Genomic DNA, 23,780 nt, shown 5'->3' with positions numbered 1-23,780 from the left:
GCTATAATTGCGTTTTTCCCGCACCCGCCACAGGAAATACATGAGCATCGAACAGCTGGCCGAAACCGCCCAGGCCATGGTCGCCCCGGGCAAGGGCATCATCGCGATCGACGAATCCACCGGCACCATCGGCAAGCGCTTCGCCAGCGTCGGCCTGGAAAACACCGAAGAGAACCGTCGCGCCTACCGCGAAATGCTGCTGACCACGCCGAAGCTGAACGAGCATATCTCCGGCGCGATCCTGTACGACGAAACCATCCGCCAGTCCACCAAGGACGGCGTGCCGTTTGCCAAGTACATGGCCGACAACGGCATCATTCCGGGCATCAAGGTCGACAAGGGCGCCCATGCGCTGGCCGGCTGCCCCGGTGAGCTGGTGACCGAAGGCCTGGACGGCCTGCGCGAGCGCCTGCAGGAGTACTACAAGCTGGGTGCGCGCTTCGCCAAGTGGCGTGCGGTGATCAACATCGGCGAAAGCATCCCGTCGGGCACCTGCATCGAGTCCAACGCCCACGCGCTGGCCCGTTACGCGGCGCTGTGCCAGGAATGCGGCCTGGTGCCGATGGTCGAGCCGGAAGTGATCATGGACGGCGACCACGACATCGAAACCTGCTACGAAGTCACCGAAGCCACCCTGCGTTCGCTGTTCGACGCGTTGTACCAGCAGAACGTGCTGCTGGAAGGCACGATCCTGAAGGCCTCGATGGTCATCTCGGGCAAGGGCTGCGAAGAGCAGGCCGACGTCGAGGAAGTGGCCGAATCGACCGTGATGTGCCTCAAGAGCACGGTGCCGGCGATCCTGCCGGGCGTGGTGTTCCTGTCCGGCGGCCAGAGCGACGAGCAGTCCACCGCGCACCTGGATGCCATGAACCAGATGGGCAACCTGCCGTGGCCGCTGAGCTTCTCCTACGGCCGCGCCATGCAGCAGGCCGCGCTGAAGCTGTGGGCCAAGGACACCAAGGCCAACATCGCCAAGGCACAGCAGACCGTGTACGACCGCGCCAAGGAAAACGGCCAGGCAGCACTGGGCAAGTGGAACGGCTGATACTGGCCTGACTGACCGCACCTGAAAAAATGCCGGCCCTGTGCCGGCATTTTTTTGCTTCTTTGCCCATCTGCGGGGCAAGCAGAAACGCCCTGACACTTTCCAGGCGCGGGGGGCGGTGGGTCGGGCGCTGGGGCCCCATGCCCTTTCCGGCGAATGTCCCCCGGCGTCGGCCTGCGGCCGACCCCTCCTCCTTTATTTCGCCTCCAAGGGCATGGGGCCCCAGCGCCCGACCCACCGACAGGCCCCGAAATGCCCGGCGTCCACTTGCTTACCGCAAGCCGAGCCCCGTAGCAGCCGGTAGGCCCCTGGGCAAAATAAAGGAGGAGGCCGCCACGCGGCCGGGGGACATTTGCACCAGGGGCCTACCGGCTGCTACGGGGCCCTCACGCGCGCGGCCGGCCCGATCGGAGATCGCCAGTCGATCCAAACGTGATCGAACCGTTCTGGCACGATGCGATTCACCTTTCCCGGATGGCCCTCGATGATCGTGCGCATGTGTGCCTGTTTGTTGGCCCTCCCACTGCTGCTGTGCGCCGCCGTTGGCCACGCCGCGCCTGCGCGCAGCTTTGATGTGCTGGACTACAACGTGGCGCTGGTGCCCGACATCGCCGGCAAGCGCGTTCAAGGCACGCTGATGATGCACTTCCGGGCCGAGCAGCGCCTGCACGCCCTGACCCTGGACAGCGGCGCGCTGACGATCGCGTCGGTGCAGCAGGACGGTCGCGCGCTGCCGTTCGAACAGCGCGACAGCCGCGTGCATATCACCCTGGCCGCGCCGCTGCCGGCAGGCGATACCAGCAGCGTGCGGATCGTCTATGCGGGTGCACCACCGTTCGGCCTGGAATTCGCGCCCGAGCGCGACGAGGTCTACACCGTGTTCTCCACCAGCCAGTGGATGCCCTCGGTGGACGCGCCCGATGAACGTGCACGACTGGCGTTGTCGGTGACCTTGCCGCCCGGTCTGCTGGCCACCGGCACCGGGCGCGCGTTGCCCACACGCACGCTGGCGGATGGCCGCATCGAGCACCGTTGGCAGCTGGATACGCCGATGCCCGGCTATGTGTACGGCTTTGCCGCCGGCCGTTACCAGCATGCGGAGCAGCAGCATGGGTCCATCGCGCTGCGCTTCCTGTCGGCGGATCGCACGCCGGCGCAACTGCAGCGCGTGTTCGCCCGCACCGGCGACATGCTCGACTACTTCGCCGCACGCGCAGGAATCCCGTATCAGGGCGACTACGCGCAGGTGCTGGTGAGCAGCACCATCGGCCAGGAGATGGCCGGTCTGTCGCTGCTGTCCGAAGACTACGGGCAAGGCGTGCTGGACGACCCGGACAACATCGCGCTGATGGCGCACGAGGCCGCCCACCAGTGGTGGGGCAACCGGGTGACCTGCGCCAGTTGGGAACATTTCTGGCTCAACGAGGGCATGGCCAACTTCATGACCGCCGCCTACCTGCAGCATGCGCAGGGCGAGGCCGCCTACCAGGCACAGGTGCAGGGCTGGCGCACGCGGTTGGAGGCGCTGCGCGCCAAAGGCGCCGATCATGCGCTGGTCTATGCCAACTGGGATGCGCCCACCGGCGACGACCGCGCGGTGGTGTATCGCAAGGGCGCGTATGTGCTGCACCTGCTGCGCGGTGAACTGGGGGAAGAGGCGTTCTGGCGCGGCCTGCGCGATTACACCCGCACCTATGACGGCCGTTCGGTGACCACCCTCGACTTCCAGCACGTCATGGAACAGTCGGCCGGGCGCTCGCTGCAACCGTTCTTCCAGCACTGGGTGTACAGCGCAGACGCAACGGCGCGCTGAAAACACTGGCAAGGGCACGCCGTACTAGGGCAGTGACGGCCCGTGGATACCGTTGATGCGGGCATCGGAAGAGAAGATGAAGCGGTGCTCGACGCGCCCGTCCTTGCCGGGCACCGTTACGTCGATCATCGAATAGGCGGGCGTGTTACCGGCCAGCGACAACGACTGCCGCCACTGCTCGACCTGCGCCGCGTCAGCGCGGCCGCCCGTGGAGATCGTGCCCGCGCACAGGCTCAGTCCGCACGCAAAATTCTGCATCGACAGCGCAGGATTTTCCTTCAGTGCGGCCTGCAGGTTCCGGGAATACGCGTCGGTCAGTTCCGCCGCTTCCGGAACGCGCATCGACTGCTGGGCGATCAGCGCCAGGTAGTGATCGAACGCGTCGCCCTTCAACGCAAGCATGGCCTGGTCGAAGGAGAGTTCCGAGCCCCGCAGCATCGCCGACTCAAACGCGAGGTAGGGGGCTGGGTTGGCCGCGGGCGGCGTCGAGGGGGATACCCGCTTTGCATATGGCGTACCCGCGTCACGCCCGTTGAGCGGTGACGTCGGTCGGGTAGATCCCGGCGTGGCTGACGCTGCCAGGCCATCTGCGGGTTCGCCCGTGCCGAGCATGCGGGCCAGCGAGCGCGGCTGCACGACCAACCAGAGGCCGGCCAGCAGCACGATCACCACCAGGCTGCCCACCCGCAGCGTGTTTCCCTTGCTCATACCATTCTCCGTGTTGGCGGCGGTAACGGCTGCGCTACCCCTGCGCCATGCCCATCTGCTACAGCGCAAACACTATCGGCGGTACGCAGGTGGAAATAGAACACAGTTCACGTTTCGATTGACGCAATGCGCAGTAGGCTGCATTGAGATGCATACAAGCTATTGCTTTTGCATCTGTACGCACGGTCCACGATGGCCGGGGGTGGTGTACGGAAGGGCGCGTCCTGCGCCCGGTTGCGGTTCGGCGTTCCGGCTTCTCCATGTGTCATCCAAGGGAATGTTCTTTCCAACAGGAGTAGGAGTGATGATGAAGCGTCAACTGTTTCCCGGTGTGCTGGTAGCGCTCGTTGCGGGCGGTCTGCTGGCAGGCGCCGCGTTCGCAGCCACCCAGACCATTACCGCAAGTACCCGCAACGGCGGCTCCACATCCGGCAATGCCATTGCCACGTCGGCCTCACGGATCACCTGCACGCAGGCCTCCGGGGGCAGTGCTGGCACCATCCCGCGCTGCAGTGTGCAGGCCCCGGGTTGGAACGGCGTTGTTGAAGTAGGGAAGTCCATTGGCACCACCGGCGCCGGCAACGTCGTCCTCAACTGCAACGGGACGTATCCCGCCACTGGGGGGCTGAGCTGCACGGCACAGATCGACGATACGGTGTGCACGGCATCGCAGACGATTTCCGGCGCGGCCAGCGGTGGCAACTCGTATCGCGGCCTGGCGGCCGTGAAAGCCAACGCCACCATCCAGTGCGTCTCGGCCACCGGCGGCACCAACGGCACCACCTGCGGCATCCAGGCGCCGGGCGCCAACGCGTCGATGACGGCCGGCCAGACCATTGCATCGTCGGGACCGGGCACGGTCTCGATTTCCTGTGGTGGTCAGTATCCCGCCGCGGGCGGTGGGCTGAGCTGCACCGCACAGGTCACCCAGGTCTGTCCGTGATCGGCAACGCATGAAAAAAAACGCCGGCGCAGTGCCGGCGTTTTTCGTGCATCAGCCGTTTTCGCTCAATGCGAGGCCGCCAAGCCTGCATCGCCGAGTGGTGGCATCACCAGTGGGCGCGGTTCGTCAGCGCTCTGGCCTGCCGTCGCCAGTGCCTGCAGGTAGGCCTTCGCGGTGGCCGTGTTGAACGCAACCAGCACGATCCGCTTGGGCTGCGCATGGCTGCGCTGCCACGCCAGGGTTTCGGTCACCGCCACCTGTGCCGCCTGGTGCAGCGGATAGCCGAACACGCCGCAACTGATGGCCGGGAACGCGATCGAGTGCAGGTCCAGCTTTTCGGCCAGCTGCAGCGACTTCCAGTAGCAGTTGGCCAGCAGGGCCGGTTCATCGCGCTGGCCGTCCTGCCACACCGGGCCCACCGTATGGATCACGTGGCGGGCCGGCAGGTTGTAGGCCGCCGTGGCACGCACCTCGCCGGTAGGGCAGCGCATGCCCGGGCGGATCTCGGGCAGGGCCTGGCATTCGGCCAGCAGCGCCGGGCCGGCCGCGCGATGGATCGCGCCGTCCACACCGCCACCGCCAAGCAGGGATTCGTTGGCCGCATTGACGATCGCATCCACCGCCAGGGTCGTGATGTCGCCCTGCCACACTTCGATCTTCATGCGTGCCGCTCCTTGATACTGATACCGGGTCCATTGCAACGGGTGACTGCTGCCTCGCACGTTACCGGGCGGGGGATCTAGGCTGCGTCATCATCGTCTCAGGCGGCGCGACCCGATGTGCGCCGCCTTGCAGTTCACACGATGCGGTCCATTGCCTTCACCGTAGATGAAGGCAACTTCGATAGCTGAATACGAAGACGCCCACCGGGCGGTGGGCGTCTCGGGCTCCTTCAGACCAACGCGGGGCTCAGGGCAGACCGGCCAGCCAGTCGTCGTCGGAGCCCTCGTTGATGTCGGCAAACAGCGGGGTCGAGAAGTAGCGCTCGCCGGTGTCGGGCAGCATCGCCAGGATGACGCTGCCCTTGTCGGCCCGGGCGGCGATGTCCAGCGCGCTGGCCACCGTGGCCCCGGCGGAGATGCCCACGAAGATGCCTTCCTCGGCGGCCAGCCGGCGCGAGGTCTCGATCGCGCGGGCATCGTCGATGCTCAGCAGTTCATCGTAGACGCCCCGGTTGAGCACCTCCGGAACGAAGTCCGGGGTCCAGCCCTGGATCTTGTGCGGCTTCCATTCCTCGCCCTTGAGCAGCGCCGCACCGGACGGCTCGGTCGCGACGATGCGGGTGTCCGGGCGGGCCACCTTGAGCACCTCGCCCACGCCGGTCAGGGTGCCGCCGGTGCCCCAGCCGGTCACGAAGTAGTCCAGGCGCTTGCCGGCGAAATCGCGCAGGATTTCCGGTGCGGTGGTGTTGCGGTGGTAGGCCGGGTTGGCCGGATTGGCGAACTGGCTGGCCAGGAACCAGCCGTGCTCGTCGGCCAGTTCCTTGGCGCGGCGGACCATGCCCGAGCCGCGCTCGGCCGCCGGGGTCAGGATCACCTTGGCCCCGTAGGCGCGCATCAGCTTGCGGCGCTCGATGGAGAAGGTCTCCACCATGGTGGCCACGAACTTGTAGCCGCGCGCGGCCGCAACCATCGCCAGCGCCACGCCGGTGTTGCCGGATGTGGCTTCGACGATGGTGTCGCCGGGCTTGAGCACGCCGCGCGCTTCGGCGTCCAGGATGATCGCCAGCGCGAGCCGGTCCTTCACCGAGCCGCCGGGATTGAACGACTCGACCTTGGCGTAGACGGTGACGTGGTCGGGGGCGATGCGGTTCAGGCGGACCACCGGGGTGTTGCCGATGGTGTCCAGGATCGAGTTGTACAGGGCCATGGGAATGCTCCAGGGAAGTCCGTTCACCGCGCCCGGCGCGGCAGGGGGAGGGCAGGGCGGGGATGCTCCGGCAGACCGTAGCCCCGGCATATGCCCCCGGGAAATGACCTGATACCCTTCTTAAACAACATTTGGTTATAAGCTGGTGACGGCAATTGCCCTACAGTCGGATTGCCCTCCCTTCGCCTGCCGTGCCACACGCCCATGACGCTGACCCAACTCCGTTATCTGGTGGCCATCGCCGACGCCGAGCTCAACATCACGCTCGCCGCGTCACGCGTGCATGCCACCCAGCCTGGCTTGTCCAAGCAGCTCAAGCAGCTGGAAGACGAGCTGGGCTTCCTGTTGTTCGTGCGCAAAGGGCGCAGCCTGGAAGCGGTCACGCCGGCCGGCGTGGAAGTGATCGGCCGCGCGCGTGCCGTGCTGGGCGAAGCCAACAACATCCGCACCTACGCGGCCAACCAGCGCCGCGAAAGCCAGGGCCAGCTGGTCCTCACCACCACCCACACCCAGGCGCGCTTCGTGCTGCCGCCGGCCGTGGCGAAGATCAAGCAGGCCTACCCGCAGGTCAGCGTGCACCTGCAGCAGGCCGCCGAAAGCGATGCGCTGGATCTGCTCAGCCAGGGCGATGCGGACATTGCGATCATTTCCACGGCCGGCGCCGAACCCAGCGCCGGTATCGCCATTCCGCTGTATCGCTGGCGGCGGCTGGTGCTGGTGCCGCGCGGGCATGTGCTGGACCGCCCCGGTGCCGCACCGGACCTGCAGGCGCTGTCCACCCAGCCGTTGATCAGCTATGAATCCTCCACCCGCGGCAGCTCCTCGCTGCAGCGTGCCTTCGCCAGTGCCGGGTTGACCCCCGACATCGCGCTGACCGCGCTGGATGCGGATCTGATCAAGACCTACGTGCGCACCGGCCTGGGCGTTGGCCTGCTGGCGGAAATGGCGGTCAACGCCAGCGACGAAGACCTGCGCGCGTGGCCGGCCCCGGCCCCGATCGACGAGTGCATCGCGTGGGCGGTACTGCCGCGCGACCGCGTGCTGCGCGACTACGCGCTGGAACTGGTGCACGTGCTGGCCCCGCAGATCGACACCCGCGACCTGCGCCGCGTCATCGACGGCAACCAGGAGGCCAACTGGCCGCTGCCGCCCACCTGGGAATCGCTGACGCAGACCATCACCGTCTGAGAAGCGACGGTGATGGCCGCGCAGGCATCCTCTACCCCGCGACTTTGACGCGCTCCCTTCAACAGAAGGGGGCTTTTCTCCAGAGGGGGGTAGGGGATCGGCCGGGGCTTTGCAGAGGCCGCTGCGACGGTTGGTCGCAGGGCGTCGGGCCGCCCGACCCACGGTCGGGCGCTACCATGACCGGGTGAATGTCCGCCGTCGCCCGTACGCCGTTCTGCTGCAGCTCGCCTTCGTGGCCACGCTGCTGATGGCGCTGGCGCCGCTGGTCAGCCGCTGGCAACAGGCGCATGCCGATGCGCCGCTGATGCTGATGCCCTCGGGCATGGCCCATCCCATGCCGGTTGCCGACGTTCCCGCTGATCCGCACGCCGGGCACGGCATGCCGGCCTCGCACCAGCACCACGCAATGCCGATGCAGGACATGCCGATGCACGGCATGGCCACGCACGCCGCCGCCCCGTCGCCGAGTGCACCTGCGCCACCGCTGGACGAACACGCCGGCCATGGCGAGGCGTGCGAGTACTGCATGATGGCCTCGCGGCTGATGCCGTGGCTGGCGGTGTTGATCCTGCTGCTACCGGCGCTGCCGGTGGTCGCCCCGACGGTGCTGCGCGCCGTCGCCACGCCGCGCAGCCTGCGCTGGCCTGCGCATGCCGCACGCGGCCCGCCGCTGAACGCCTGAAACCGCCGATGTCCTTTCCTGCTGCGTGACGCCGTGATGGCGGCGCGCGCCTGTGCGTTTTCTGGAGTTCCACATGAATCTCGCTTCCCGCAGTGCGGGCGCAATGACGCGCCTGTCTGTTTCCCTGTCGCTCGCCCTGGCCATGCTGCCGCTGCACGCCGCCGAGCGTGAGCCCGCGCAGACCCTGGACACGCTGGTGGTGACCGCCACCGCCCCGTCCTCGCCGCTGCACTGGGTCACCGACCCGCGCCTGCCGCGCCAACCGGTACCCGCCAGCGATGGCGCCGACTACCTCAAGACCGTGCCGGGCTTTTCGGCGATCCGCAACGGCGGCACCAACGGCGACCCGGTGCTGCGTGGCATGTTCGGGTCACGCCTGAACATCGTCAGCAACGAGGGCAACCTGATCGGCGCCTGCCCCTCGCGCATGGACAACCCGCTGTCCTACATCGCGCCGGAAACCTTCGACCGGCTGACCATCATCAAGGGGCCGCAGAGCGTGCGCTGGGGCGCCGGGGCATCGGCCGGCACGGTGCGTTTCGAGCGCGACACCCCCCGTTTCGACGCACCGGGCATGGATATCAACGCCAGTGCACTGGTGGGCTCGCGCAACCGCAACGACCAGGTGCTCGACCTGACCGCCGGTGCGTCGCAGGGCTATGTGCGGGTCAACGGCAATCGCTCCGAAGCGGAGGATTACAAGGACGGCAATGGCGACGTGGTGCCGTCGAAATGGCGCAAGTGGAACAGCGACGTGGCGGTGGGCTGGACACCCGATGCCGACACCGTGCTGGAGCTGTCGGCCGGCACCGGTGATGCCATCGCGCGCTACGCCGGGCGTGGCATGGACGGCGCCGCGTTCAAGCGCACCAGCTATGCCGCGCGCTTTGAAAGGGTCAACCTGCCCGGTGCCTGGGACAAGCTGCTGGCCAACGTGTATTACAACGACGCCGACCACGTGATGGACAACTACACGCTGCGCACGCCCAATCCGGACAGCAGCATGCCGATGCCGATGGCCGCCAATGTCGACCGGCGTACCACGGGCGGCCGCATCGCCTCGGAATGGCGCTGGCAGGACGTGGCGATCGTGGCCGGCGTGGATGCACAGGACAGCCGTCATCGCAGCCGCAGCGGCATGGGCCGCAATACCTATCAGCAGCAGCCCTGGCGCACCGACGCGCGGTTCGAGAACCTGGGCGCCTTCAGTGAGATCACCCTGGGCGAAGGCACCGCCCAGCGCTGGGTGGGGGGCCTGCGCATCGACCGCGCCGAGGTCACCGACGAACGCCGCACCAGCGGCATGATGGCCATGCCCAACCCCACCGCCGGCCAGCAGCGCCGGGAGCACCTCGGCAGCGGCTTCCTGCGCATCGAACGCGATCTGGCGCCGTCGCTGACCTGGTACGCCGGCATCGGCCACAGCGGACGCATGCCCGACTACTGGGAACTGTTCTCGCCGGACATGGGGCCGATGGGCGCGGCGAACGCGTTTACCGGCATCCAGCCGGAGCAGACCACCCAGCTGGACCTGGGCCTGCAGTACCGCAGCGCGCGCCTCAACGCGTGGGTCTCGGCGTATGCCGGCCGGCTGCAGGATTACATCCTGTTCACCTACTTCGACGGCGGCATGATGGGCAGCATGACCCAGGCCAACAACGTGGATGCCCGCATCGCCGGTGCCGAGGCCGGCGCCGACATCATGCTCGGTACGCACTGGAAACTGGGTGGAAGCCTGGCCTACGCCTGGGGCGAAAACCGCAGCGATGGCAGCCCGTTGCCGCAGATGCCGCCGCTGGAAGCACGCGTGAGCGCCACCTGGGAAGCCGGCCGCTGGAGCGTGGGCGCGCTGGCCCGTGCGGTAGCGCACCAGCATCGCGTCGCCGATGGCCAAGGCAACGTGGTGGCCCGTGACCTGGGCCCGAGTGCCGGCTTTGCCACCCTGGCGCTCAATGCCAGCTACCGCATCAACGACGCCCTGCTGCTCAGTGCCGGCATCGACAACGTGTTCGACCGCGCCTACAGCGAACACCTGAACCTGGCCGGCAGCGCCGATTTTGGTTTCCCGGCCGACCCGGTGCGGATCAACGAACCGGGCCGGACGGCGTGGATGAAGGTGAACTACCGGTATTGAGGGACGTGGCGCCGGGCGTTGCCGGCTGCCATGTGTCACCGTCACGTAGAGCCGGGCTCTGCCCGGCTGCATCCGCCACCGTCCGACACGGAACCGCCGCCACGTAGAGCCGGGCGCTGCCCGGCTGCATGCATCACCGCCCGACACGGAAGCGCAGCCACGTAGAGCCGGGCTCTGCCCGGCTGCATCCGCCACCGCCCGACACGGAACCGCAGCCACGTAGAGCCGGGCTCTGCCCGGCTGCATCCGCCACCGTCCGATACGGAACCGGAGCCGGGCAGAGCCCGGCTCTACGGGACGCGTCCAGCCGACCCACGGTCGGCTCCACCCGGCGATTGACGTCATCCGACACGCGCCGATACATGCCGTTACACACCCGCACAGGCCAGCACGAAAGGCATTTCGGCTGCCACCGGGCGCCGGTAAACGCTTGGCACATATGCCCGGCCAGCCCCGCCCCGTACACTCGGCGGTCGTGGGTTTAACGGGATTTTTCCAAATGTTGGGACGCATCACCGCGCGCATCGCCGCTGGCCTCACCCTGGCCCTGCTGGCCGGGTGCAGCAGCAAGGACGACACCGCGCGCCGGGCGGCAGACGCCGTACCGGTCACTACCCAGGTGGTGCAGACCTCCGCATGGAACGACACGCTGCAGGCCCTGGGCACCGCCAAGGCGCGTGAGTCGGTGACCATCACCGCCAAGGTCAGCGAGATCATCGAGACCGTCCACTTCGACAGCGGCCAGCAGGTCAGCGCCGGCACCCCGTTGGTCACCCTGCGTGGGCAGGCCCAGGAAGCGGCCTTGCTGCAGGCCCAAGCCACGTTTGCCGAGGCCGACCAGCTCTACAAGCGGCAGCGCGAACTGGCCGCCCAGCAGCTGGTCGCCAGCGCCACCCTGGACACCCAGCGCGCCATCCGCGATGCCGCCGAGGCGCGCGTGCGCGAAATGCAGTCGGACATCGGCGACCGTCGCGTGCGCGCGCCGTTCGCCGGCGTGCTCGGCATCCGTCAGGTCAGCGCGGGCTCGCTGGTCACCCCCAGCACAAGCATCGCCACCCTGGACGACATCGAACGCATGCACGTCGATTTCCAGGTGCCCGAAGCCGAACTGGCCAGCCTGGGCAACGGCGACAAGGTCACCGCCACCAGCGTGGCGTATCCCGGCCGCAGCTTCGAAGGCGTGGTGGCCACCATCGATACCCGCGTCGACCCGGGCACCCGCGCGGTCACCGTGCGCGCCGACTTCATCAACGCCGACCACGCCCTGCGCCCGGGCATGCTGCTGGATATCCGCATGTTCCGTCCGGAGCGCCAGGCCCTGGTGATCCCGGAAATCGCCGTGGTCCAGGTCGGCCGCGACTCGTTCGTGTACCGGGTCAAGGCCGACCACAGCGTCGAACGCCTCGATATCACCAGTGGCGCGCGCCGTGCCGGCGTGGTGGAAATCCGCAGCGGGCTGAAGGCCGGCGACCGCATCGTGGTCGACGGGACCGGCAAGCTGCGCCCGGGCCTGAAGGTCGATGACCGCCCGGCGCCGGCGGCTGCCGGCGTGCCCGCCGCCAAGCCCGCGGACCCGGCCGGATGAAACTCTCCAACATTTCCATCCAGCGCCCGGTCTTCGCCGTGGTGATGAGCCTGCTGCTGGTCGTGCTGGGCGTGATGTCGTTCACCCGCCTGACCCTGCGCGAGCTGCCCGCGATCGACCCGCCGATCGTCTCGGTCTCGGTGGATTACACCGGCGCCTCGGCCGCGGTCATCGAAAGCCGCATTACCCAGGTGCTCGAAGATGCCCTGGCCGGCATCGAAGGCATCGACACCATCAACGCGCGCAGCTCCAACGGCCGCGCCCAGGTCAGCATCGAATTCACCTCCAACCGCGATATCGAAGCGGCGGCCAATGACGTGCGCGATGCGGTCAGCCGTGTCGCCGACCGCATGCCCGAAGAGGCGCGGCCGCCGGAAATCGCCAAGGTCGAGAGCGACGCCGACCCGATCATCTGGTTCAACATGACCTCCTCCAGCATGGACACGCTGGAGCTGAGCGACTACGCCGACCGCTACGTGGTCGACCGCTTCTCCAGCCTGGACGGCGTGGCCCAGGTCCGCATCGGCGGGCGCCAGCGCTATGCCATGCGCATCTGGCTGGATCGCGACCAACTGGCCGCGCGCGGCCTCACCGTGGGCGACGTGGAAACCGCGCTGCGTAACGAGAACGTCGAGCTGCCGGCCGGCCGCATCGAGTCGGCCGACCGCGACTTCACCCTGCGCGTGGAGCGCAACTACGTGAAGCCGGAAGACTTCGCCACCATTCCGCTCGGCAAGGGCGCCGATGGCTACGTGGTGCGCATGGGCGACGTGGCCAAGATCGAGCTGGCTTCGTCCGAACGGCGCGCGTACTACCGCAGCAATGGCGAACCGGGCATCGGGCTGGGCATCGTCAAGACCTCCACCGCCAACTCGCTGGACGTGGCCCGCACCGCACGTGCCGAAGCCGAGCGGGTCGGGCAGACCCTGCCCGAAGGCACCCACATCTTCGTCGCCTTCGACAACACCACCTTCATCGAAGCGGCCGTGGACCGCGTCTACGCCACGCTGGTGGAAGCCATGCTGCTGGTGCTGGCGGTGATCTGGCTGTTCCTCGGCAGTTTCCGCGCCGCGCTGATTCCCGCGGTCACCGTGCCGGTGTGCCTGGTGGCGGCGTTCATCGCGTTGTACGCGTTTGGTTTCTCCATCAACCTGCTGACCCTGCTGGCGCTGGTGCTGTGTATCGGCCTGGTGGTTGATGACGCCATCGTGGTGGTGGAAAACGTGCAGCGCCGCATCGACCTGGGCGAGCCGCCGCTGGTGGCCTCCAAGCGCGGCACCGCGCAGGTGGCGTTCGCGGTGATCGCCACCACCGCCGTGCTGGTGGCGGTGTTCCTGCCGGTGGGCTTCCTGGAAGGCAATACCGGTCGCCTGTTCCGCGAGTTGGCCGTGGCGCTGGCCGCCGCCGTGGCGTTGTCGGCATTCGTCTCGCTCACGCTGACCCCGATGATGGCCTCCAAGCTGCTCAAGCCGCACAGCGGCCAGCCGCCGAAGGGACTGCACGGGGTGATCAACCGCAATCTGGACCGCGTCTCGGCCGCCTACGGGCGGGTGCTCGACGCACACGTCGGGCGCACCTGGATCTACGTGGTGGTGATGCTGCTGTCGCTGCTGGCCAGCGCGCTGCTGCTCAAGCTGCTGCCGTCCGAACTGGCGCCGGCCGAAGACCGCGGTTCGTTCCAGATCATGATCGATGGCCCGGAAGGCGCCGGCTACGACTACACCGTGGGCCAGGTGCAGGAAGTGGAGAAGGTGGTGGCCGGGTTTGTCGGCGACGACAAGCCGATCGTGCGCGCCAACCCGCGCGTGCCCGGCGGCTTCGGTGCCAGCGAAGAAATGCATACCGGCCGCATCAGCGTGTTCCTGCAGCCATGGCGCGAGCGCCAGGCTGCCACGCCGGACGTGGCCGCCGACCTGCAGAAGCACCTGGACGGCATACGCGGCGTGCGCGTGCGCACCCAGGTCGGTGGCGGGCTGGTGCGCAGCCAGGGCCAGCCGTTCCAGATCGTGCTGGGCGGGCCGGAGTACGCCGAAATCGCGCAGTGGCGCGATCGCATGCTGGCACGCATGGCCGACAACCCGGGCCTGGTCGGCCCGGATTCGGACTACAAGGAAACCCGGCCGCAGATGCGGGTCAACATCGACCGCCAGCGCGCCGCCGACCTGGGCGTGTCGGTCACCGCGATCGGCAGCGCGCTGGAAACCATGATGGGCTCGCGCCGGGTCACCACCTTCGTCGACAACGGCGAGGAATACGACGTACTGGTGCAGGCTGGCCGCGACGGTCGCGCCACCCCGGCCGACCTGGCCGCCATCCGCGTGCGCGCCAGCGGCGGCGAACTGGTGCCGTTGTCCAACCTGGTCACGCTCAGCGAAGTGGCCGAGGCGGGCAACCTCAACCGCTTCAACCGGCTGCGCTCGATCACCATCACCGCCGGGCTGGCCCCGGGCTACCCGCTGGGCGAGGCGATCGCGTGGGCCCAGCAGATCGCCCGCGAGGAACTGCCGCAGCACGCGCAGCTGGACTGGAAGGGGGAATCGCGCGAATACCAGAACGCCGGTAGTGCGGTGCTGCTGACCTTCGCCATGGCATTGCTGGTGGTGTACCTGGTGCTGGCCGCCCAGTTCGAGAGCTTCATCCACCCGCTGGTGATCATGCTCACCGTGCCGCTGGGCGTGCTCGGCGCGCTGCTGGGCCTGTATGTCAGTGGCGGCAGCATCAACCTGTTCAGCCAGATCGGCATCGTGATGCTGGTCGGGCTGGCCGCCAAGAACGGCATCCTGATCGTGGAGTTCGCCAACCAGCTGCGCGACGAGGGCCGCGACGTGCACCGGGCCATCGTCGAGTCGTCGATGGTGCGCCTGCGCCCGATCCTGATGACCTCCATTGCCACGGTGGTCGGCGCGATCCCGCTGGTGGTCGCCGGCGGCCCGGGCTCGGCCAGCCGCGGCACCATCGGCATCGTGGTGATCTTCGGCGTCACCGTGTCCACCTTCCTGTCCCTGTTCGTGGTGCCGGCGTTCTATTCGCTGCTGGCCCCGTACACGCGTTCGCCCGAAGCGGTGGCCCGTGAGCTGGAGAAGCAGGAGGCGGAGACCCCGTCGGTGGGCGGGCACGCCTGACCGGGGCAGATGAATACGTAGCTGCCGTGTAGAGCCGGGCTCTGCCCGGCTGCTCTGCCGATAAGAGGCCGCGTAGAGCCGGGCTCTGCCCGGCTGCTCTGCTCCGCGCGGCCAAAAAGCATCAAGCAGCCGGGCAGAGCCCGGCTCTACAGCGCGGCGTGTCATTGCCCCGGCGCGTGGCGACGCGTTCATCCGCCCCACGCCGCCGCCCCCCACGCACCCGGCGCTACCCGTGGCGGCCGTGATGGTGGAGAATCGACCCGGTCCCCTCCAGCCGACGGGACGTCCTTTTTTTCCGCCGACTGGAGAGAGCGCGTGGAAGCAACCGTACATTTCATCAACAGCATCATCTGGAGCAAGGCGCTGATCGCCGTGTGCCTGGGCGCTGGCCTGTTCTTCAGCGTCCGCACCCGGTTCATGCAGATCCGCGGCTTCTTCGAGATGTGCCGCCTTACGGTGAAGGGCGAGAAGTCCGATGCCGGCGTGTCCTCCTTCCAGGCCCTGGCCATGTCGATGGCCGGCCGCATGGGCATCGGCAACATCGCCGGCGTGGCCACCGCCATCGCCTTCGGCGGTCCCGGTGCGATCTTCTGGATGTGGGTCATGGGCTTTGTCGGCGCCTCCACCTCGTACGTGGAATGCACCCTGGCCCAGATCTACAAGACCAAGGACGCCGAAGGCCGCTACCGCGGCGGCCCGGCGTACTACATCGAAAAAGCGATGGGCATGAAGTGGTACGCCCTGGCCTTCGCCGTGGCCACCATCATCGCCGCGGGCTTCCTGATGCCGGGCGTGCAGGCCAATGCCATCGCCGACAGCATCATCAACGCCTGCCGTGGCGGCGCCCTGTGCGGCCCGCTGGATGGCCAATTCATGGGCCTGGCCGACGTCCAGGCACTGAAGCTGGGTATCGGCGTCGTGGTGGCGCTGCTGCTGGGCGTGGTCATCTTCGGCGGCGTCAAGCGCATCGCCAACTTCGCCGAAGTGGTGGTGCCGTTCATGGCCGCCGCGTTCATCCTGATGGCCATCGTCATCATGATCATCAACTACGACCGCGTGCCGGAAATGTTCGGCATCATCTTCGACAGCGCCTTCGGCACCCACGCCGCGTTCGGCGCGATGATGGGCCTGGCGGTGGAGTGGGGCATCAAGCGCGGCATCTATGCCAATGAAGCCGGCCAGGGCTCGGGCCCGCACGCCGCGGCTGCGTCGGAGGTCTCGCACCCGGCCAAGCAGGGCTACGTGCAGGCCTTCGCGATCTATTTCGACACCATGATGGTATGCACCGCCACCGCCTTCCTGATCCTGGCCAGCGGCACTTACAACGTGTACTCGCCGGTGGCCGGTGCCGAGCCGATCTTCCAGGGCCTGGCCGGTATTCCGGAAGGCGCGGGCTACGCGCAGGCCGGTGTGGAAGCGGTGTTGCCGGGCTGGGGCGCCTCGTTCGTGTCGGTGGCGATCTTCTTCTTCGCCTTCACCACGATCATGGCCTATTACTACATGGCCGAAACCAACCTCAGCTACATCAACCAGAACCGCAAGCGCCCGCTCACCGTGCTGGTGCTGCGCCTGGGCATCATCGGCATGGTGGTGTTCGGTGCGTTCCACAACGCCACCCTGGCGTGGGCGCTGGGCGACATCGGCGTGGGCCTGATGGCCTGGTTGAACATCATCGCCATCCTGATCGTGCAGAAGCCGGCGATGCTGGCGCTGCGCGATTACGAACGACAGAAGAAGCTCGGCCTGGATCCGACCTTCGACCCCGATGCATTGGGCATCAAGAACGCCGATTTCTGGCGTCAACGCAAGCTGGAGTTGTCCCGTAGTGAATGATCCCTGGAAGAATGCCCGCCGCCCGTCTTCGCGGCCGCCGCGGGCCACCCCGCTGCCCCCGCGCGAGGGCGGCACGCCGCCACCGCCGGGGCGGGGCAATGACGAGCTGCGCCTGTATGGCTGGAACGCCGTGCAGGCCCTGTTCGACAAGCGCCCACAGGCGCTGCGCAAGCTGTACCTGGCCGAATCGCTGATCCCGCGCCTGCAGCCGATGCTGAAGTGGTGCGTGTCCAACCGGGTGGGCTACCGCGTGGTGGAAGAGGGCGACCTCAACAAGCTGGCCGCTACCACCCACCATGAAGGGGTGGTGGCCGACGTGCTGCGCGCGCCGATGCTGGAGCTGGGCGAGTGGCTGGGCACGCTGCCGGCCGGCACGCCGGCGCTGGCGCTGTGGCTGGATGGCGTGGGCAACCCGCACAATTTCGGCGCGATCCTGCGCTCGGCGGCGCATTTCGGCGTGGCCGGCCTGCTGCTGCCACCGGGGTCCACGCTGGCGTTGTCCGGCGCGGCCGCGCGCGTAGCCGAAGGCGGCGCCGAATCGGTGCCGCTGGTGCGGCTGCCGGCAGTGCCGCAGGCGATGCAGCAGCTGCGCGACGCCGGCTTTGGCCTGGCCGCGACGCTGGTGGACGGCGGCGACAACCTGTTCGCCAGCGATGTGCCGGCGCGCCTGGTGTACGTGATGGGCGCCGAAGGCGAGGGCATGGACCGTGAGCTGGCGCAGGACTGCGACGCGCAGGTGTCCATTCCGGGTACCGGCGCGGTGGAAAGCCTCAACGTGGCATCGGCGACAGCGGTGCTGTTGTCGCACTGGTACGGACGCCAGGTCCGCTGAACAGGTGATGTTTTTCGGGTAGCGCGCGTGCGCGCTTGCCCAACGCGGTGTGATCGGTGTCACTGATGGCGTAGTGACTACAGCCGATTCGGATTTTTCGCATAGTGCGCTGGCCTTGAGCTGCGTCACAGTGCTCGGCGGTGCTGTGTTGGGTAGGTGAGGAGAGACACCCACCCAGCGCGGCGCCGTTGTCCGGATCGCAGAATGTCTGTGACGCTCACCGCGTGGGGTGTGACGAGTCCCGGTAGCCCGGTCGTTTTTCGACCGGGCTTTTTTATGCGTCATCGATGGGTAGAGCCACCCCACGGGTGGCTGCACGCAGCGCGGGAACACCCGCTCTCTACGCTTCCGTCATTGCCCCACGCAATGAACACCACCGTTGCGATTGCCAGCCAAGAACGCAAAACAGCACCATCGCAAGTGTTTTGAATTTACATGCGTGAAGCCCCGCACAGATCGGAAAAAATAAGGTTTTCGCACGTTGTTGCCGCCCGGCGCGCTGTGCAGATTGGCGCAGCGGTGTGCTTGCGCACCGCCTTCTTTCCAGTCTCACGGGAGTCTTGGCATGACCTTGTCCGCGTTGTCGTTTCATCGTGTCGCCGCACTAGCGCTGGCGGCTGTTTCCATGGGGCTTGTCGCTCCGCACGCCGCCGCGCAGGCGCGCAGCCTGGACGGGGTGAACTTCACCGGCCCGCTGGTGACTGCCAACCCGGCCGGGGTCGCGCGCGGCCACTGGTACATCGAGCCGTACCTGGTCCGCGTCGACAGTGATGCCGGTTACGACACCACCGGTCGCCGTCAGCGCAGCAGCGACAGCGGCGCCTGGCTCACCGTGGTGCCCATCGCCTATGGCATGGGCGAGCGCGTGACCGCGCAGGTCAATCTCAGCGCGGCACGTGCCGACGCGGCCGGCGCGCGCAGCGGTGCGGTACGTGCCGGTGACACCACCGCGCGCCTGCAGTACCTGCTCCAGGCGCCCAGCGCCGATGGCACGCGCCCGGCCATCTCGGTGGCGCTGCTGCAGCGCTTTGCCACCGGCAGTTACGACCGCATCGGTGGCAATCCACTCAACGCCCAGGGCGATGGCGTGCAGCGCACCACCTTTGCACTGGGCGTGCAGCAGGTGCTGTGGATGCCCAATGACCGCCCGCTGCGCTGGCGTGGCCAGCTCAGCGCCAGTCCGGCACCTGCGCGCGTGGCGCTGCACGACAGCAGCGTGTACGGCACCGATGCCGGCTTCCGCGGCAGCATCGCGCGGGGCTCGCTGCTGGGTCTCTCGTTGGGCGCCGAATACAGCTTCAACCCGCGCTGGGTGGCCGCGCTGGACGTTACCGCCAGCCGTGAAAGCGACCAGCACATCACCGGTTATGCCCCGGGCAGCGAGGGCCTGCGCAGCGTCAACCAGCGGCGGCCTTCCAGCAGCAGCGTCAGCCTTGCGCCGGCCATCGAGTACCACTTCAGTCCCTCGCTGGGGCTGATCGCCGGCGTCGAGTTCAGCGTGGGCGGCCGCAACAGCGGTGCGTTCGTCAGCCCGCAGATCGCGCTCGGGATGTACTTCTGATGCGCGCGCCCTCGACCCGCCGTCCTGTCCTCGGGAGCCGCCCATGACCATCGAATCCATCGTCGCCCGCCTGCTCGACCTGGTCTGGAGCCCGGCGCTGGTGGGGCTGTGCCTGCTGGCCGGCCTGTACTTCAGCGTGCGCACCCGCTTCATCCAGCTGCGTGCATTGCCGGACATGCTGCGCCTGTTGTTCAGTTCCAGCAGTTCGGCCTCCGGGGTGTCCTCGTTCCAGGCACTGAGCCTGTCGCTGTCCAGCCGCGTCGGCGTCGGCAACATCGCCGGCGTGGCGATGGCCATCGCCTACGGCGGTCCCGGCGCGATCTTCTGGATGTGGTGCGTGGCCTTCCTGGGTGCCAGCAGCGCGTTCATCGAATCGACCCTGGCGCAGATCTACAAGGAGCGCGATGCCAACGGGCAGTACCGCGGCGGCCCGGCGTACTACATCGAACGCGCGCTGGGCCAGCGCTGGTATGCCGTGGCCTTCGCGATCAGCGCGGTGATTGGCTGCGGGCTGTTCCTGCCGGGTACCCAGTCCAATGCGATCGCCAGTGCGCTCGACGGCGCCTGGGGCGTTCCCGCCAGTGCATCGGCGGCCGGCATGGTGGTCGTGGTCGGGTTGGTGATTTTCGGCGGCGTACGCCGTATCGCCAGCGTGACGCAGGTGGTGGTGCCGATCATGGCGATCGGCTATCTGCTGGTGGCCGCTGTGGTGATGGCGCTCAACGTGGATGCGCTGCCGGGCATGGCGCGGCTGATCGTCGACAGCGCGTTCGGTACCGATGCCGCCTTTGGCGCGATGATCGGCACCGCCATCCAGTGGGGCGTGCGCCGCGGGGTGATGTCCAATGAAGCCGGCATGGGCAGTGGCGCGCATCCGGCTGCGGCCGCCGAGGTCTCGCATCCGGTCAAGCAGGGGCTGGTGCAGGCATTCTCGGTCTACATCGACACCCTGGTGGTGTGCAGCGCCACCGCATTCCTGGTGTTGTCCACCGGCGCTTACAACGTGTACGACCCGGCGGCGGCAAGCCATGCCGGCATGCTGGTGGCGAACGTACCGGGGCTGGCCGCCGGACCGCACTTCGTGCAGCACGCGGTCGAGTCGGCGTTGCCCGGATTCGGCACGGCCTTCATCGCGTTGGCGATTCTGCCGTTCGCCTTCAGCACCATCCTGGCGCTGTATTACAACGCCGAAACCAACGTGGTGTACCTGTGCCGCAACCAGCACCGCCCGTGGGTGCTGCGGCTGTTCCAGGTGGCGTTCCTGGGCGTGGCCACGTGGTCGGCGGTCAATACCGCAACGGTGGCATGGTCGCTGGGCGACATCGGTGTCGGCCTGATGAGCTGGTTGAACATCATCGCGCTGCTGCTGTTGCAGAAGCCGGCACTGGCCGCATTGCGGGACTACGAGAAAAGCCGGCGTGCCGGCATCGACCCGGTGTTCAACCCGCAGGTGGCCGGCGTTGCCCGGGCTGAGCTGTGGAACGAGATCGCCGCGCGCGGCGGCAAATGAGCAGGGCAGGGACCGTGGCGAAGCGCCACGGTCCCTGTGGACCGTCATTCGTTGGGCGGCGTGGTCGGCTTGGCTTCGCTGCCGAAGCTGCCGTCGGCCTCGGCGGCCAGGTAAGCAAACACGGTGTAGGCGGCTACGTTCTGTGCCAGCGCGGCCGGGTCGATCTTGTCCAGCGTGTCGTCGGCGGTGTGGTGCAGGTGGAAGTAGTCGCTGCCGTCCTGCGCCAACCACGCCCAGGCGCCGCCCTTGGCGGCCAGCGGACCCACGTCCGGGCCGGGGCCGCCCTTGTCGGCGGCGTACTCGATGCCGAGTGGCTTGAGCACGTCGGCAATCTGGCGGGTGGCATCGCGCGAGCCCTGCGGGTTCGGCGAGCCGGTGTTGAAGGCGTAGATGCGGCCGGCGCCGAAGTCGCTCTCGGCGGCCAGTTGGTGCAACACCACGTCCTTGGCATGGGCCTCGGCATACGCCTTGCCGCCGTACAGACCCTGTTCCTCGTTGGCGAACGCCACCACGCGGATGGTGCGCTTCGGGGCCTGCTTGAGCTGGCCGATCAGGTGGCCCGCGGCCATGGTGATGCCCACGCCGGCGCCATCGTCCACGGCACCGGTGCCCAGGTCCCAGGAATCGAGGTGACCGCCGATGACAACGACTTCCTTGGGCAGGCTGCGCCCGGTGATTTCGCCGATGACGTTGTACGAGGTGGCCTTGCCGTCCCACCCGCAATCCAGGCTCAGCTTCAGCGTGGTGCTGCCAAGCGCGACCAGGCGGGCGAGCTGGTTGGCATCGGGTACCGACAAGGCCGCGGCCGGTACCGGCGTCAGGCCGTCATCGAAACGGGTGATGCCGGTGTGCGGCACGCGGTGCGAATCGGTACCGGCCGAGCGCATCACAAAGCCCACCGCACCCTTGCGGATCGCCTCGGACGGGCCCTTGCTGCGCACCGCGCCTCCGTTGCCGTAGTCACGGCCGTCGCGGTAGGCGGTCATCTGGTAGTCGACGAAGGCGATCTTGCCCTTCAGGGAACCTTCCGGCGCCGCCTGCAGCGCGGCGAGGTCGGCAAAGCGCACCACCTCGGCCTCGACCGTGCCGCCCGGGCTGCCGCCCAGCGCGGTGATGGTCAGCGGCTGGGCGTGCTTGCCGATCACCTGGGCGTGTTCACTGCGGCGTTCCCACTTGGGGAAGGTCACCGGCTCGGTCCAGACCTTGTCAAAACCCAGTGCCTTGAACTTGGCCACGGCCCAGGCCACGGCGCGGGCATCGGCCTCGCCACCGGCGATGCGCGGGCCGATCTCGGTGGTGAGCGACTCGACCACCTTCCAGCCGGTGTCGTCCTTGAGGGCCTGCTCGCGCAGTTCGGCGGCGGTGGCCAGCGACTTGGGCGCCAGCGTGGTGGGGCCGGTCGCCGCGAACGCCGGGGCGGCCAACAGTGCGAGGGAGGATGCGATGGCAAGGACGCGGCGACGCATGGACAGCTCCGGAAAGCAGGACAGAAGCGTCCGAGCTTAGCAGCCTGCCCGGCCCGCACATGGGTGGGAGGTCATGGTTGCGCGGACGCTGTTTTCCATACGCGAAAACCCCGCCGGGGCGAGGTTTCGCATGTGCATCGGCAACCGCCAGAACCACCGGGTAGTGCCGGCCGCTGGCCGGCTCTGCAGGAACCCATCATCGCCCGGAGCCGGCCAGCGGCCGGCACTACCGGGATGCTGATGCTTCAGCGCTTGAGGTTGTCGCGGATTTCGCGCAGCAGCAGCACTTCTTCAGCCGGGGCGGCCGGCGCGGCTTCCTTCTTGCGGGCCAGGCGGTTGATCACCTTGACCACCAGGAAGATCGCAAACGCCACGATCACAAACTGCACCAGCGTGTTGAGGAAGTCACCGTAGCCGATCACCACCGCCGGGATTTCCTTGCCATCCGGTCCCAGCCGCGCGGGGGCAAGGGTCCAGGCAAGCTGCGAAAAATCCACCCGGCCGATCAGCCAGCCCAGCGGCGGCATGATGATCTTGTCCACCAGTGCGGTGACGATCTTGCCGAACGCCGCACCGATCACGACACCGACCGCCAGGTCGATGACGTTGCCACGCATGGCAAATTCCTTGAACTCGGTAAACATTCCCATCGGGCTCTCCTGTGGCAGGGGTAATCAAATGACGGCGCAGCGTAACGCAGCAGGTGTCATCCGGCGATGATGCCGTGGCGCTCTGCCACATTCTCCAGACGCGCGCTGAAACGGTCGCCGGGCTGCAGTGCCGCCACGCCGGCCGGGGTGCCCATGAAGACCAGGTCGCCGGCCTTCAACGCCCACAGCTTGGACAGCTCGTGCAGGATCTCCGGCACGTTCCAGATCATCTGGTCCAGCAGCGATTGCTGGCGCACTTCGCCGTTGATTTCCAGCGACAGGTTGAGCGCGGCCAGGTCGCCCACTTCACCGGCCGGCACCAGTTCGCTGATCGGCGCGGAATGATCGAAGCCCTTGGCCGGGTCCCACGGGTGGCCCTTGGCCTTGGCCGCCGCCTGCAGGTCGCGGCGGGTCAGGTCCAGCCCGACACCGTAGCCGAACACCAGCGCCTCGGCCTGGTCCACCGGCAGCTCGCCGGCGGGCGCGTCGCGACCGATCGCCACCACCAGCTCCACTTCGTGGTGCAGGTCGTGGGTGGCAGGCGGGTAGGGGATCACATCGTCATGCCCGACCACGATCGCATCGGCGGGCTTGCTGAAGAACATCGGGCGGCCGCGGTCATCGGCTGCCGGAACGGCGGCGCCCATCTCGCGTGCGTGGTCGGCGAAATTGCGCCCAACGCAGTAGATGCGGCGCACCGGGAACGTACCGCCACCGGCCACCGGAATGCGCGGCTGCTCGGGCGTGGGGATTACATCGGTCATGCTCGCGTCCTGTCACGTTGGGTCACAGGCAGTCTAGAACGAGCGCGCGCGACGTGCCACGCCAAACGTGGCCGA

18 protein-coding genes are annotated in these 23,780 nt (G+C 67.8%); 12 read left to right on the top strand and 6 right to left on the bottom strand.

Features of this window, described 5'->3' with window-relative positions; all coding sequences use genetic code 11:
• Positions 1-40 precede the first annotated feature (40 nt).
• Together AC6CHL_RS05820 and AC6CHL_RS05815 are read left to right on the top strand one after the other, a co-directional pair.
• On the top strand, positions 41-1,045 hold the full coding sequence (locus AC6CHL_RS05820; protein ID WP_038686571.1) for a class I fructose-bisphosphate aldolase: 1,005 nt from the start codon (positions 41-43) through the stop codon (positions 1,043-1,045).
• 508 nt (positions 1,046-1,553) lie between these two features.
• A complete protein-coding gene (locus AC6CHL_RS05815; protein ID WP_498293758.1) occupies positions 1,554-2,858 on the top strand; it encodes a M1 family metallopeptidase in 1,305 nt (434 codons plus the stop codon).
• 24 nt (positions 2,859-2,882) lie between these two features.
• Here the strand turns inward: AC6CHL_RS05815 and AC6CHL_RS05810 are convergent, their stop codons facing one another.
• Positions 2,883-3,566, bottom strand: a complete 684-nt coding sequence (locus tag AC6CHL_RS05810) for a hypothetical protein (RefSeq protein ID WP_498293756.1) — start codon at positions 3,564-3,566, stop codon at positions 2,883-2,885.
• Between the two features lie 307 nt (positions 3,567-3,873).
• On the opposite strand from AC6CHL_RS05810, the gene AC6CHL_RS05805 reads away from it, so the two are divergent.
• Complete coding sequence (locus AC6CHL_RS05805; protein WP_185753457.1) at positions 3,874-4,509, top strand: hypothetical protein; 636 nt, start codon at positions 3,874-3,876, stop codon at positions 4,507-4,509.
• A gap of 65 nt (positions 4,510-4,574) precedes the next feature.
• On the opposite strand, the gene AC6CHL_RS05800 is transcribed toward AC6CHL_RS05805, so the two are convergent.
• Together AC6CHL_RS05800 and cysK are read right to left on the bottom strand one after the other, a co-directional pair.
• Complete coding sequence (locus tag AC6CHL_RS05800; protein ID WP_498293754.1) at positions 4,575-5,171, bottom strand: O-acetyl-ADP-ribose deacetylase; 597 nt, start codon at positions 5,169-5,171, stop codon at positions 4,575-4,577.
• 247 nt (positions 5,172-5,418) lie between these two features.
• Positions 5,419-6,378, bottom strand: a complete 960-nt coding sequence (gene cysK, locus AC6CHL_RS05795; RefSeq protein ID WP_038686578.1) for a cysteine synthase A — start codon at positions 6,376-6,378, stop codon at positions 5,419-5,421.
• Positions 6,379-6,582: 204 nt separating this feature from the next.
• Between cysK and AC6CHL_RS05790 the strand changes: the two genes are divergently transcribed.
• From AC6CHL_RS05790 to AC6CHL_RS05750, 9 genes are all read left to right on the top strand, one after another.
• On the top strand, positions 6,583-7,566 hold the full coding sequence (locus tag AC6CHL_RS05790) for a LysR family transcriptional regulator (RefSeq protein WP_038686579.1): 984 nt from the start codon (positions 6,583-6,585) through the stop codon (positions 7,564-7,566).
• 247 nt (positions 7,567-7,813) lie between these two features.
• On the top strand, positions 7,814-8,248 hold the full coding sequence (locus AC6CHL_RS05785; protein ID WP_498294007.1) for a DUF2946 family protein: 435 nt from the start codon (positions 7,814-7,816) through the stop codon (positions 8,246-8,248).
• 73 nt (positions 8,249-8,321) lie between these two features.
• The gene (locus AC6CHL_RS05780) at positions 8,322-10,382 is read left to right on the top strand and encodes a TonB-dependent copper receptor (RefSeq protein WP_498293752.1); all 2,061 of its coding nucleotides are present in this window, start codon (positions 8,322-8,324) and stop codon (positions 10,380-10,382) included.
• A 499-nt stretch (positions 10,383-10,881) separates the two neighbouring features.
• Entirely contained in the window at positions 10,882-11,967 is a 1,086-nt protein-coding gene (locus AC6CHL_RS05775) for an efflux RND transporter periplasmic adaptor subunit (protein WP_498293750.1), read from the top strand.
• The gene (locus tag AC6CHL_RS05770; protein WP_498293748.1) at positions 11,964-15,089 is read left to right on the top strand and encodes an efflux RND transporter permease subunit; all 3,126 of its coding nucleotides are present in this window, start codon (positions 11,964-11,966) and stop codon (positions 15,087-15,089) included. Before AC6CHL_RS05775 ends, AC6CHL_RS05770 begins: the two co-directional genes overlap by 4 nt.
• Before the next feature lie 315 nt (positions 15,090-15,404).
• On the top strand, positions 15,405-16,922 hold the full coding sequence (locus AC6CHL_RS05765; protein WP_038686589.1) for an alanine/glycine:cation symporter family protein: 1,518 nt from the start codon (positions 15,405-15,407) through the stop codon (positions 16,920-16,922).
• On the top strand, positions 16,915-17,754 hold the full coding sequence (locus AC6CHL_RS05760) for a TrmH family RNA methyltransferase (protein WP_038686591.1): 840 nt from the start codon (positions 16,915-16,917) through the stop codon (positions 17,752-17,754). The genes AC6CHL_RS05765 and AC6CHL_RS05760 overlap by 8 nt, the downstream gene beginning before the upstream one ends.
• 625 nt (positions 17,755-18,379) lie before the next feature.
• Complete coding sequence (locus tag AC6CHL_RS05755) at positions 18,380-19,315, top strand: hypothetical protein (RefSeq protein WP_498293746.1); 936 nt, start codon at positions 18,380-18,382, stop codon at positions 19,313-19,315.
• A 43-nt stretch (positions 19,316-19,358) separates the two neighbouring features.
• Positions 19,359-20,825, top strand: coding sequence for an alanine/glycine:cation symporter family protein (locus AC6CHL_RS05750; protein WP_448134280.1), 1,467 nt, complete (start codon positions 19,359-19,361; stop codon positions 20,823-20,825).
• 44 nt (positions 20,826-20,869) lie between these two features.
• Here the strand turns inward: AC6CHL_RS05750 and AC6CHL_RS05745 are convergent, their stop codons facing one another.
• The 3 genes from AC6CHL_RS05745 to AC6CHL_RS05735 all read right to left on the bottom strand — a co-directional run bounded on the left by AC6CHL_RS05745 (position 20,870) and on the right by AC6CHL_RS05735 (position 23,705).
• Positions 20,870-22,291 carry a M28 family peptidase gene (locus AC6CHL_RS05745; RefSeq protein WP_038686595.1) on the bottom strand — a complete coding sequence of 474 codons (1,422 nt, stop codon included), beginning with the start codon at positions 22,289-22,291 and terminating at the stop codon, positions 20,870-20,872.
• Between the two features lie 245 nt (positions 22,292-22,536).
• Complete coding sequence (gene mscL, locus AC6CHL_RS05740) at positions 22,537-22,941, bottom strand: large-conductance mechanosensitive channel protein MscL (protein WP_038686597.1); 405 nt, start codon at positions 22,939-22,941, stop codon at positions 22,537-22,539.
• 56 nt (positions 22,942-22,997) lie between these two features.
• Positions 22,998-23,705 (bottom strand): fumarylacetoacetate hydrolase family protein, encoded by a 708-nt coding sequence (locus AC6CHL_RS05735; RefSeq protein WP_038686598.1) that lies wholly within the window; start codon positions 23,703-23,705, stop codon positions 22,998-23,000.
• Between the last annotated feature and the right edge of the window lie 75 nt (positions 23,706-23,780).

Source organism: Stenotrophomonas sp. GQ19 (genome assembly GCF_059758695.1).
The sequence above is the reverse complement of the archived record's forward strand: the minus strand, read 5'-3'. Positions and strand labels throughout refer to the sequence as shown.

Bases quoted from the DNA above. Each gene is read 5' to 3' on its own strand.
- AC6CHL_RS05820 (WP_038686571.1), top strand. From the start codon at position 41: ATGAGCATCGAACAGCTGGCCGAAACCGCCCAGGCCATGGTCGCCCCG.
- AC6CHL_RS05810 (WP_498293756.1), bottom strand. From the start codon at position 3,566: ATGAGCAAGGGAAACACGCTGCGGGTGGGCAGCCTGGTGGTGATCGTG.
- AC6CHL_RS05805 (WP_185753457.1), top strand. From the start codon at position 3,874: ATGAAGCGTCAACTGTTTCCCGGTGTGCTGGTAGCGCTCGTTGCGGGC.
- AC6CHL_RS05800 (WP_498293754.1), bottom strand. From the start codon at position 5,171: ATGAAGATCGAAGTGTGGCAGGGCGACATCACGACCCTGGCGGTGGAT.
- cysK (WP_038686578.1), bottom strand. From the start codon at position 6,378: ATGGCCCTGTACAACTCGATCCTGGACACCATCGGCAACACCCCGGTG.
- AC6CHL_RS05790 (WP_038686579.1), top strand. From the start codon at position 6,583: ATGACGCTGACCCAACTCCGTTATCTGGTGGCCATCGCCGACGCCGAG.
- AC6CHL_RS05785 (WP_498294007.1), top strand. From the start codon at position 7,814: ATGGCGCTGGCGCCGCTGGTCAGCCGCTGGCAACAGGCGCATGCCGAT.
- AC6CHL_RS05780 (WP_498293752.1), top strand. From the start codon at position 8,322: ATGAATCTCGCTTCCCGCAGTGCGGGCGCAATGACGCGCCTGTCTGTT.
- AC6CHL_RS05775 (WP_498293750.1), top strand. From the start codon at position 10,882: ATGTTGGGACGCATCACCGCGCGCATCGCCGCTGGCCTCACCCTGGCC.
- AC6CHL_RS05770 (WP_498293748.1), top strand. From the start codon at position 11,964: ATGAAACTCTCCAACATTTCCATCCAGCGCCCGGTCTTCGCCGTGGTG.
- AC6CHL_RS05755 (WP_498293746.1), top strand. From the start codon at position 18,380: ATGGGGCTTGTCGCTCCGCACGCCGCCGCGCAGGCGCGCAGCCTGGAC.
- AC6CHL_RS05750 (WP_448134280.1), top strand. From the start codon at position 19,359: ATGACCATCGAATCCATCGTCGCCCGCCTGCTCGACCTGGTCTGGAGC.
- AC6CHL_RS05745 (WP_038686595.1), bottom strand. From the start codon at position 22,291: ATGCGTCGCCGCGTCCTTGCCATCGCATCCTCCCTCGCACTGTTGGCC.
- mscL (WP_038686597.1), bottom strand. From the start codon at position 22,941: ATGGGAATGTTTACCGAGTTCAAGGAATTTGCCATGCGTGGCAACGTC.
- AC6CHL_RS05735 (WP_038686598.1), bottom strand. From the start codon at position 23,705: ATGACCGATGTAATCCCCACGCCCGAGCAGCCGCGCATTCCGGTGGCC.